Source organism: Myxococcus llanfairpwllgwyngyllgogerychwyrndrobwllllantysiliogogogochensis, from assembly GCF_006636215.1.
Classification (GTDB): Bacteria; Myxococcota; Myxococcia; order Myxococcales; family Myxococcaceae; genus Myxococcus; species Myxococcus llanfairpwllgwyngyllgogerychwyrndrobwllllantysiliogogogochensis.
On record NZ_VIFM01000147.1, the window covers coordinates 16,057 to 27,451 of the forward strand.

Annotated in this window: 6 protein-coding genes and 2 tRNA genes; 1 reads left to right on the top strand and 7 read right to left on the bottom strand. The window is 68.3% G+C overall.

Going from position 1 to position 11,395, the window contains the following annotated elements; translation table 11 throughout:
* Positions 1-312 precede the first annotated feature (312 nt).
* Positions 313-4,359, top strand: a complete 4,047-nt coding sequence (locus FJV41_RS30050; protein ID WP_181791020.1) for a CARDB domain-containing protein — start codon at positions 313-315, stop codon at positions 4,357-4,359.
* A gap of 63 nt (positions 4,360-4,422) precedes the next feature.
* On the opposite strand, the gene FJV41_RS30055 is transcribed toward FJV41_RS30050, so the two are convergent.
* From FJV41_RS30055 to FJV41_RS54680, 7 genes are all read right to left on the bottom strand, one after another.
* Positions 4,423-7,242, bottom strand: a complete 2,820-nt coding sequence (locus FJV41_RS30055; RefSeq protein ID WP_141646015.1) for an AAA family ATPase — start codon at positions 7,240-7,242, stop codon at positions 4,423-4,425.
* A gap of 123 nt (positions 7,243-7,365) precedes the next feature.
* A complete protein-coding gene (locus FJV41_RS30060) occupies positions 7,366-7,983 on the bottom strand; it encodes a cytochrome C (protein ID WP_141646016.1) in 618 nt (205 codons plus the stop codon).
* Positions 7,984-8,239: 256 nt separating this feature from the next.
* A tRNA-Ser gene (locus FJV41_RS52540) sits at positions 8,240-8,324 on the bottom strand.
* 253 nt (positions 8,325-8,577) lie between these two features.
* The gene (locus tag FJV41_RS30065; RefSeq protein WP_141646017.1) at positions 8,578-9,120 is read right to left on the bottom strand and encodes an HNH endonuclease; all 543 of its coding nucleotides are present in this window, start codon (positions 9,118-9,120) and stop codon (positions 8,578-8,580) included.
* A gap of 20 nt (positions 9,121-9,140) precedes the next feature.
* Positions 9,141-9,214: transfer RNA gene (locus tag FJV41_RS30070), tRNA-Leu, on the bottom strand.
* A 301-nt stretch (positions 9,215-9,515) separates the two neighbouring features.
* On the bottom strand, positions 9,516-10,247 hold the full coding sequence (locus FJV41_RS55000; protein WP_141646018.1) for an immunity 52 family protein: 732 nt from the start codon (positions 10,245-10,247) through the stop codon (positions 9,516-9,518).
* Between the two features lie 6 nt (positions 10,248-10,253).
* Positions 10,254-11,395, bottom strand: a 1,142-nt coding sequence (locus tag FJV41_RS54680) for a Tox-REase-5 domain-containing protein (protein ID WP_141646019.1), incomplete at its 5' end; no start/stop codon positions are given.

The following is an 11,395-nucleotide window of genomic DNA, read 5'->3' on the forward strand; positions in this document are numbered from 1 at the left end:
ACGCTGAAGCCCTCGTGGATTCGATACACGACACATTTGGAAACATTCAGGTGTCGACTTCGCCCCGTTTGTTTCATGAAACCTCAAGCTCCGAGAGAAGGTTGGGTTTGACGGAGTCTTTTCGGACTTCATGAGGTTTCCCTGGGAGTAATACCTCCCAGGCACTTCCGGCACTTTCAGTCTTCCTGCTACGCACTTACAGCGCGTGCCTGGAGCATGAAGCGGCGTCCGCCGCGTCGCTCCGCATGCCAAGCAACGGGAGACTTCATGAAGAGGCCGGAGTGGAGCGCGACCGCCACGAGGTGGCTGGTCATGGGTTTGTTTGTCGGTGTGAGCGCGGGATGTTCGGGCGGAGAGCCTGCCCAGGAGCAGCCCACACTGGAGACGGCGTCGAGCCCCCTGAACCCCGGGCCTGACCTGGTGGTGACGGGAGTCCGAGGCCCCGCGAGCGTCTTCGCGGCTGACTCGTTCACCACGACGGTGACGGTCTGCAACCAGGGCACGACATACGCGAACCGTGGCTCCACGGTGGCGGTGTTGCTGTCCCTGGACAACGTGCTCTCCCCGCTGACGACCACGCCTCCTCCGGCGGACCAGTCCCTGGTGGGGCAGGAGACGCTCCATGAGACGCTGGAGGCGGGCCAGTGCGCGGACGTCCGAGTGACGGGCACGTCCTGGTTGCCTCCGGCGGCGCAGGGCGATGGTGCCTACTTCCTGGGCGCCATCGTCGACACGAATCAGTCCGTGGCGGAGGTCAACGAGAACAACAACGCGAATGCGCAGACGCGCATCGGCGTGGGCAACCGGCCGGACCTCGTCATCACCGAGCTGTCGAGCCCTCCCAGCGTGCCGCAAGGCGGGTACTTCACCGTGGCGGTGACGGTGTGCAACCAGGGCACCGCGAGCGTCCCCTCGGTCCGCACCCAGCTCTTCCTGTCGACCGACAACGTGCTGACGCCGACCGGCCCCGGTGCTCCCGCCCTGGACCAGTCGCCGATCGGTGAAGTGCAAACCCAGATGCCGCTGAACGCGGGCGCATGTGTCCGTCGCAGCGTCTCTGTCTGGGCGTCGCTGCCTCCCGCGGGACAGGGGGATGGGGCGTACTACCTGGGCGCCATCGTCGATGACCCGGCGTCGGTGCAGGAGCTGCGCGAGGACAACAACGCCTACGCGAAGGAGCGCATCGGCGTGGGCAACAAGCCCGACCTCATCATCACCGAGCTGCGCGGGCCCGCCAGCGTGTTGGACAACCAGGGCTTCGACGTCCAGGTGCGGGTCTGCAACCAGGGGACGACCTATGCCCCGGGGCATTCGGCGCGGCTCTTCTTGTCGACGGACGACGTGCTGACGCCGACCGGCCCGGGTGCTCCCGCTATGGACCAGTCGCCTGTGGGCTCGATGCAGCTCCCCCTGTTGAACCCGGGGCAGTGCGTGACGCGCACCGTGGCCGCCCAGGCATGGCTGCCTCCCGCGGGGCAGGGCGCGGGCGCCTACTTCCTGGGAGCCATCGTGGATGACCCGTCCTCCGTGCAGGAGCTTCGCGAGGACAACAACAGCTACGCGAAGGAGCGCATCGGCGTGGGCAGTCGGCCGGACCTCGTGGTCACCGCGATGACGTCGCAGGCGAGCATGAACACGGGGCAGGCCACCGCCGTCAGCGTGACGGTGTGCAACCAGGGCACGACGATGAGCAACTCGTCGTGGACCAACCTGTACCTCTCGCTCGATGCGGTGCTGACGCCCATGAACCCCATGGGCCCTCCCGCGAATGACCAGTCGCCGCTGGGCGGACTCCAGATTCCGTCGCTGAATCCCGGGCAGTGCGTGACGCGCGGCGACAGCTTCTGGCCCTCGCTTCCGCCGATTCCCACGAATGCCACCGCGTTCTACCTAGCCGCCATCGTGGACGAGTCCGGCTTCGTGCAGGAGCTGCGCGAGGACAACAACATCTTCGTGAACGGCCTCGTGGGCCTGGGCAACCGCCCGGACCTCGTCGTCACCGAGCTGAGCGTGCCGCCGACCCTTTCGCCCGGCCAGTCCTTCACCGCCACGGCGACGGTGTGCAACCAGGGCACCCTCTCCAGCAACGCGACGCAGGCGCAGCTCTACCTGTCGATGGATACGTCGCTGACGCCGATGATGGTCGGTCCAGGGGGCTCGCCTCCGACGGACCAGGCTCCGTTGGGAATGGTCAGCGTGCCCCCGCTGAGCGCGGGGCAGTGCGCGACGCGCAGCACGTCTGCCTGGGTGAACTACCCCATGGATGGGCAAGGCGAAGGGGCCTACTACGTGGGGGCCATCGTGGACGAGCAGGGCTCCGTGCTGGAGCTGCGTGAGGACAACAATGCCTTCGTGAAGGGCCTCGTCGGCGTGGGCAACCGGGCGGACCTCGTCATCACCGCGATGACCGGACCGGCGAGCATCACCTCCGGCCAGAACTTCACGACGACGGTGACGTTCTGCAACCAGGGCCTCCAGTCCAGCCCCTCGACGCAGGCGCAGCTCTACCTGTCGACGGACACGTCGCTGACGCCGCTGTCGTCTGGCCCTGGCGGTCCGCCGTCGGACCAGGTGCCGCTGGGCTCCCTGTCCGTGCCCTCGCTGAACGCAGGGGTGTGCCTGACGCGGAGCGGGTCATTCTATGGAAGCCCGCCGCCGGACGGGGCGGGGGACGGCGCCTACTACCTGGGGGCCATCGTGGATGACCCGAGCTCCGTGCAGGAGCTGCGCGAGGACAACAACGCCTTCGTGAAGGGGCTCATCGGCGTGGGCAACCGGCCGGACCTCGTCGTCACCGGGCTGAACGTGCCGCAGGCCCTCCAGAATGGTCAGTCCTTCACCGCCGCGGTGACGGTGTGCAACCAGGGCACGCAGGCGAGCACGTCGACGCAGGCGCAAATCTACGTGTCGATGGACACGGTGTTGACGCCGATGCCGTACGGGCCCGGTGGCTCCCCTGCGACGGACCAGTCGCCGGTGGGAGGTGTCTCCGTGCCGTCGCTGAATCCGGGACAGTGCGCCACGCGCTCGACGACGGGCTGGGCCGGGCTGCCGCCGGACGCGCAGGGCGATGGGGCGTACTACCTGGGAGCCCTCGTCGATGACCCGTCCTCGGTGCAGGAGCTTCGCGAGGACAACAACAGCTTCGTGAAGGGCCCCATCGGCATTGGCAATCGGCCGGACCTGGTCATCACCGCGATGACCGCGCCCACGAGCGCGTCCATCAACCAGCCGTTCACCCTCGGCGTGACGGTATGCAACCGGGGAACGGTGCTCAGCAACTCGACGGCGGCTCGCCTCTTCCTGTCGATGGACGCCGCGCTGACGTCGATGTCGGCACCCGGCTCTCCCGCCGCGGACCAGTCCGAGGTCGCGAACGTGAGCATCCCCTCGCTGGCGGTGGGACAGTGCGCCACGCGCTCCGCGAGCGCGACCGCGTGGCTGCCGCCAGATGCGCAGGGTGACGGTGCGTACTACGTGGGGGCCCTCGTCGATGACCCGGCCTCGGTGCAGGAGCTGCGCGAGGACAACAACACCTTCGTGAAGGGGTTCATCGGCGTGGGCAGTCGCTCGGACCTGGTCATCACCGCGATGACCTCGCCCACGAGTGTGACTCAGGGGCAGGCCTTCACCGCGACGGTGACGGTGTGCAACCAGGGCACCCAGTCCAGCACCTCCACGAGTGCGCAACTGGTCCTGTCGCTGGATGACGCGCTGTCCCTGTCGGTGTCGCCGCCCGCGTTGGACCAGGTGGCGATTGGCTCGGTGGACGTGCCAGCCCTGCTCGCGGCCCAGTGCGTGACGCGCAGCGCGAGCGTCAACGCCTATGCGCCCCCGGCCGGTGAGGGCACTGCCTATTACCTGGGCGCGCTCGTGGACTCGAGTGGCGGAGTGCAGGAGCTGCGCGAGGACAACAACACCTTCGTGAAGGGCCTTATCGGCGTGGGGACGAGGCCGGACCTCGTCATCACGTCGCTGACGGGGCCTGTCTCCATCCTCGTGGGCAACACCCTCACCTCGACGGTGAGGGTCTGCAACCAGGGCACGCAGGCGAGCAGCCCTGGCTGGGTGTCGCTCTACCTGTCCGTCGACACGAGCCTCGCTCCGGAGCCTTCCATGCCGGGGCCGGGGAGCAGCGCCAACATGGACCAGCGTGAACTGGGGGGCGCGAATGTCATCGCCCTGAACCCGGGCGACTGCATCACCCAGAGCCTGAACGTGACGGCCCACCTGCCGCAGGACGCGATGGGACAGGGTGGCTCCTACTTCCTGGGCGCCTACGCGGACCCGTACCAGTCACAGCCGGAGCTGCGCGAGGACAACAACTCCAGGACCCTCGCGCTCCAGGTCACCTTGTAGCTCGTTGACAGTCATTGGAGGGGACGGGGCGGGATGGCCCGTCCCCTCGCTTCTTCCAGCCGCTCAGCTCCCCAGCGGTGGCTCCGTCGGGGGGCGCGAAATCCACGCGGCGATGAACACGTCCAGCTCGCCGCGCAGCACGTCCTTCACGCGCGGAGTCCCAGCGCCGGTGCGAGGGTCCTCCACCCGGGCGCTGCGGCCCAGGTAGTAGCGCCGCGCCTCGTCCGTGCTGCCGCCCTGTCCGGCCACCACGCGCGCGGCGATGTCCTTCAGCTCGTCCAGCTCGCCCGCGCCGGTGAGCGTCAGCACGCGTCCGGTGGACTCATCCTTCACCGTGACCTCCGTACGCACGCGCTGGAGGTAGGCGCCCTCGTGACTCTTCACCGGTCGGCCGAGCACCTCCAGCAGCTCCAGCTCCTCCTCGGAGAGAGCGCCGCCCCGGTGCACGCGGACATAGGCGCGCTGGCGCTTCTCGTCCTCCAGCCGTCGATGCAGGCCCGCCTCACCCGCGAGGAAGCCGTAGGCCCCGGGGCCGGCGATGCGCACCACCACGCGAGCCGGCTCCTCGGCTTCCGCCACCGCCACGGCCTCGTAGCCGCGACGCTGCGCCCAGCCCAGGTACATGGTGGCCAGCTCCTGCACCCACGCCTCCTGCGTCTCCGCCGAGTCGCTCGCGCAGATGTCCACCAGGGCCTCGGTGTCCTGGGTGGTGGCGCCGGATGCGTGGAGTGCCTCGGCCATCTGCACCTCGCGCGCGACGTCTTCGACCTGTCGCGCCGCGGAGGCCAGCTGCACCTCGTTCTTCGCCTCGCGCACCAGGCGTCGCCCGAAGAGACACGCGGCCTCCAGGCGCTCCAGTTCGTTGAGGTGGGCCTCCACCGTCCGGAAGGCCCGGATGACATCCGCCGCGTGCGTGGGGTCGTCCCAGAGGTTGGGCGCCTGTGTCTCCGTCAGCAGGGCGGCTCGGCGATCCTCCATCTCCGGCCGTCCCGCGGAGGCCGCCAGCGAGCGGGCCTTGCCCACCAGCCGGTCCATCTCCACGAGCAGCGACTTGCGGTCCAACCGCCGCTTCACCGGTGCGGCGCGCGCGGACGGCAGCAGCAACTGCGCGGTAGGCGAGGGCGGCGGCGCTGCGGGCTCGGCCACCGCGATGACCCGGCCTCCGACGCGTGCTTCCACGCGCACGGGCGTGCCAGGAGGCAGGGGCTTGCGCGCAATCTCCACGGCCAGCGCCGCGGTGAGCGTCTTCTCGATTTCCCGTTGGAGGTAGCGCGCGCCGAACTGGGGCGAATAGCCGCGCTCCACGAGGCGGTCGACGACCTCGGGTGTCACCTCCACGTCCAGGGAGCGCGCGCGGATGCCCTCGCGCTCCAGCACGCGGCCCACCTCGCGCTGCGCGATTTTCCGGATGTCCACCTTGGACAGCGGCTGGAAGTGACAGATGGCATCGAAGCGGTTGAGGAACTCCGGCCGGAACGCCTCGCCGATGCGGCGGTCGACCTCCGACACCATCTCGTCCGCGCGCTTGGTGCCGGCGAAACCCATGGCGGGCTCCCGGTACACCTCCGCGCCCACGTTGGACGTGGCGACGATGAGCGTGTTGTTGCACGAGACGACCTCGCCCGCGCCGTTGACGAACGTGCCCTCATCGAAGAGCTGGAGGAAGCGGTCATGCACGCTGCGCGCGGCCTTCTCGAACTCGTCGAGCAGCAGCACGGAGAACACCTTTCCGTCCAGGAGCGCGCTCAGCTCTCCGCGACGTGTCTCCAGCGCTGGTGCCCAGGACGCGCCGAAGGGCACGCTTTCGTCGCCGTCGTTGGGATAGTCCGCCATGTTCAGGCGCACCAGCCTGTCCGCGGAGCCGAAGAGGTACTCGGCCAGCAGCTTCGCGAGCTGCGTCTTCCCCACGCCCGTGGGGCCCGCGAACAGGAACACGCCGAGCGGTCGGCGCGGGTCGTTCAGTCCCGCCTTGAGCAGCGCCACCGAGCGCAACACCGCGCCCACCGCGTCCGTCTGGCCGAGCAGCCGCTCTCCGAAGAAGCGCTCCGTCTCCTCCAGGTCCAGCGGCATCGCATCGTCCACCACGAAGCGTGGCAGGCGCGTGGCGGCACAGAAGCGGGTGAGCACGTCCTCCGGACCCACGTGGTCCTTGGCCGCGCCCGCGGCCTCCGCCGCCGTCTCCTTCAAGAGCTCGATGGCCTTGCGCGGCATGCGCTGCGCCAGCAGGAACTTGGCCGACAGTCGCAGGGCCAGGTCACACGCGGCCGGGTCGATGGGCAGGCGCAGCTCGCGCTCCAGCTCCTCCGCCACCCGGCCCAGCACCCAGCGCGCCTTCTCCAGGGGAGGCTCGTGCAGGGGGAGCAGGTGCAGTCGCTCCGCCAGCGCCTCGTCGGAGCGCAGCAGCTCCTGCACGCGCTTGGGCTCCGTCTCGAAAATGAAGCGCATGCCGCCGGTGCGCAGCGCGCGCACGGCCACGGGGGCCAGGGGCCCGCCCAGCGCCGCTGGCAGGTCTCGGATGTAGACGATGGGACAGGGGTGCCGCGCCAGGTGGGCCAGCAGCTCCTCGAAGCTCTCGGCGGCCTGGCGGTGGGTGCTTCGCGCCAGGATGTTGGCGATGGACACCTCCACCAGGCGCGACTGCGCCAGCTCCGCGTCCACGCGCCCCTCGGCGATGCGGCGCGCCACTTCCTGCACGAGCGCGCTCTTGCCCACGCCGGGGTCTCCCGCCAACAGCGGGTGCTTGCCACCGCGCGTCAGCAGTCCCAGAACCTCCGTCACCGCGGCGTCCACGCCATGCGCGGCCGGCAGCCGGCCCTCTCGGGCCATCGCGGTCAGGTCCCGGTCGATGAGTCGCTCCTGGTCCTCGCTCTTCCTCGTCGCCATCTCGTCAACCGCCCCCTCGCCGGAGCACGCACTCTAACCGCTGAACCGCCGAGGTGAGCGCGCAATCCCGGCGAGCAGCCGGAAGCCCCTGGAGCGCGGGGCCAGACGGACGCGACGTGCGCGTCAGGGATACGGCTGAGGCGGCACGGGCGTGGGCACACTCCCGGGCTGAGCCGCGGGGATGGCCCGGAGGTATTCGTAGACGGCCCTCAGGTCCGCGTCCCGCATCTTCGCGAAGATGGGCCAGGGCATTACCTGCAGCAGCGCGCCGCCAGGCTCCCGGCCCGTGCGCATCAACGCCAGGAAGGCCTCATACGTGAGGCCCGACGGCAGCCCCTGCGCATCCGGGGTGATGTTCCGCGAGACGATTCCCGTGCCGAAGGGTCTCCCCCCCGCCAGGAAGTTCGCGGTGTTGATCTGCTCTGGCTGTCCCTGAAAGGGGTCCCCACCCGCCGAGTAGGGTGGGTAGGTGTGGCAGTCGGTGCATCCTCCCTGGGAGTTGACGATGTAGCTGCCCAGGCCCACGAGGTTCCGGTCCAGGCCCGTGAGGTTGAGCGTCACGGGGGAGATGACCAGGCCCTTTTCGATGCGCTCCTGGTCCTCGGAGCCCACGGGCGTCTGGGTCTGTTGGTTCTGCGAGTCCGACGAGGAGCTCGACCCACACCCTCCCGCCAACACACCCGCGAGCGCGAAGAGGGCCCACCCCCTCGCCACGCGGCGCCCCGTCCTGAAATCCTTCATGTGTGTGCTTCCTTTCCCTTCACCGGATGTCCCGGTCGGGATGGAGGCTAGGGACGCTGGGGCGAGGGGCCATGCTGCGTGCCGGTGTCAGCCCGGCGTTGCCCCGTGCACAGGTCGGGACAAAGGCTGCCCTGGGGGGCAGCGAGAGCGGAAGTCGGAGGACTCGAACCTCAAGCCGGAAGGCCGGCTCGCACCCGGTAGCAGCGGGGCCTGGCGCCATCGCCAGTCCAACTTCCAATCAGACAGGTGAAGCGAACGGAACACGGTGGAGTCGAACCACGAGCCCCGAAGGGCCCTCCTGGTTTCCAGCCAGGCGGCCGGCCACCCGGCCCGCATGCTCCAAGACACAACGGAAGACAGGGGACTCGAACCCCGAGCGCGTCATGCACCCGCACCGCTTTCGAAACGGGCCGCCGGCCTCCGGCGTCGGTCTTCCAGAAAGTCGCCGGCAGCAGCGCACCCGCCTGCCGGCTCGCGGGGAGGTCCACGGGCGGGAGGCCGCCTCTGGCGGACCTCCTCATCCCCTCCAGGCGCACTGTCCTGGGATGGGCGGGGACGGGGGCCACCTCCGGTGGACCCCCTTCACCTGGAACCTCATGCCTCCAACTCGCCATGCCAGTACGCCACGTCCCTCAAGAACTTGGCCCACGACATGGGCATGCCCTGCTCGAAGACGAACGTCAGGTGCATCGCGTCCGGCAGCTTCTTGGGCTTCACCGGGGCGCAGCGCAGCGCCATCTTCGCGTGCTCCGGAGTCCGGTTGCCCTTGCGCTGGTTGCAGGGCACACACGCGATGACGACGTTGTCCCAGGACGTCCGGCCACCCTGGGCCCGCGGCAGGACGTGGTCATACGTCGCCTCCGCGCGCGACACCTTCAAGCCGCAGTACTGGCAGCGGCAGCGGTCTCGCAGGTAGACGTTCTCCCGGCTGAACTTCACGCCCTTGGGGCCCTTGCGCAGCCCGCGGAAGAAGCGAATGACGGAGGGCATGCGAATCTCCACCGTCACCGAGCGCACGAAGCGGTCCTCGTACTCCTCGACCACCTCGACCTTGCCCTGGAAGATGAGCATCACCGCGCGCTGCCAGGGAATCCGCGCGACGGGCTCGAAGGACTGACTGAGAACCAGCGTCTCCATGACGCAACGCCTTTCGGTTGTATCCGCGGCGAGATTCGAACTCGCACTGGGCCGGGTTTGAGCCGGCGGCCTCTCCCGTTTGGGCTACGCGGACGGACTTCGGGAGTTCCTGCTGACTTGCGACTGCGGGCTACGGACTGCGACGACAGTGCCGGTGGCGGGAGTCGAACCCGCAGCCGGGCAGTGCGCAAACCCAGCAGAATCGCGCCCTTACCCCGCAACTGCCCGAGATGCTTCGGCTTCGACGTCCCGCCACAGTCCCCTTCGTCCCGCCATGTTCCAGCGCGTTCCGCAGGGTCATGCGACATACGTGCAACATGGCGGGGCCTGACAGCGCAGGGCTTCAGTCAGAGTAGAGAGGGGCCGAGCGACGGTAGCCCGGCCCCTCTGGCTTCCTACGGTTCGACGTGGAGAGGATTCAACAGCCCCTCTCGGTCCAGCAGCTCTCGCACCTGCTCAGCCAACGCCAGATGCTCCGGGTTGCTGGCCGTGAAGCGCTCGGGGGTGAGGACAATCAGCGTGCCCCTGTCCTCCACCTTCTCGATGCGCACCGGGGCGGGCAGTGGGGGCACGGTGCCCCGGTGTTGGGCGAGGTAGGTCACCCATCCGACGTAGGGTGACCTCGCGATACGCCCAGCTTCGACCTTGTCGCGGTGGTCGTCGGACATCGCCACGCCCCAATCAGGCTCCCATGCGACGGCGGTTTCTCGCAGCATGTTCGCCATGACGGATGCGCTCAAAACGTGGGCCGCACTCGTGCCGGGCCGAGGCAGGTTGAACACGCATCGATTGACCGTTCGAGCATCGTAGCTCCCGCACCTAATCAGGAATCCGCAATCCTCGTGGGCCTTGGCCTCGCCGTTCCATCCACCGATGTGGAACCCAAGGTTCTCAAATACAGGGTCCCTGTTCTTCCGGATGACTCGCGTCAACTCGTCATGAACGGGCCGAAGCGGACGCTTCAACGAAGCTTCCAGCGTCCTCGCCGTTTCGTACCACCGCGCCAAGGACGAATCAGTCGCAGTGAGCCCCTTCAGGAAACGCTCAAACCGCTTCGCGCACTCTTCGGCCCCTTCCTTTCGCGAGCCCCAGTATCCACCAACGTAATAGGTTTCACTCACAAGCATTCACCTTCACGGATTGGGAGGAGTGAAGACGACCTCTACTCCTCGAACATCGTTTCTGCTCAGCCACTTCTGAATGGCTCTGGCGGCACTCTCTTCGGCGACATGCCACCTGATACTCACGCCCTTCGCAGCTTGGAGCTGTCGGTCGGCCTGAGCGAGAAGCGACTTAGCCCCTGAGTTCTTGAACCAGACTTTCGGGTCGAGCCCATCGAAGAACTTGGCATAGCCCGGCCCCTTGGCATCCAGCAGCACGCCCTTCTCGAAGCCATCGAACTTCACGCCTCCGTCCTTCGTCGTCGTGCCTCCGACCCAGTATGCCTCGTCCGCCGAGTGCCCGGAGATCTGTTCCTGGTAGCGCCGCGCACGAGGTGACATCTTCTCGTTGGCAGGTGCCCACTTGCCGGGCCCTTTCGACGGTGCCCCGCTCTTCGCGGCCGTGCTCGCACGCTGGAGGATGATGGCGGCTCCTGGCCCGCCGCTCAGCACCGCCGCCGCGCGTCCCACCGGCACCGCAACACGTTCCATCGCGAGCGCCCCCTGTGCCGAGAGCGACAGGACCGGCACTTCCGCCGTAGCGAGCGCCGCACCTTGAAGCGTGCGCGTTGTGGCAGACACCGTGCCCCAGGTGGCGATGATGTTCGTCACCAGCTTGGAGACGGACTGAATCTGCTCGCCGCGCGTCATGTACTGGAAGCGCTCCATGTACTCAGGCGACGAAGCCAGCAGCGCGGCCACAGCGGCAGGCATGTGTCGGAGCGCCGCGAGGTTGTCAGCGGGCGACGTCGAGAAGAACTGCCCTATCGCCAAGGCCAGCCCGACGAAGGCTTCTTCTGCCCCGTCCAGCGTGCGGCTGATGACGTCGGCATCGTCGTGGACGTCCGCGATGGGAAAGCCGCTGACCTCCCGCAGCTCGTCGTCCAGCAAACGGAAGACGCCCGTGCGCCCATTGTAGAAGCGACCCAGCTCGAAGCCGTGCGCGCGGAAGGCCCCTTCTTTCCACTCCACTGGAGCCACTCGCTGCTGCGTCCTGCCATTGCTCACCCACGCGAGGCACCCGTCGGGCCGAAGTACCGCCAGATGATTGAAGCGCTCAACCCGCCGCACCAGCTCGGCGCGCGACACCTCGCCCGAACCCAGCACCTCGCGCA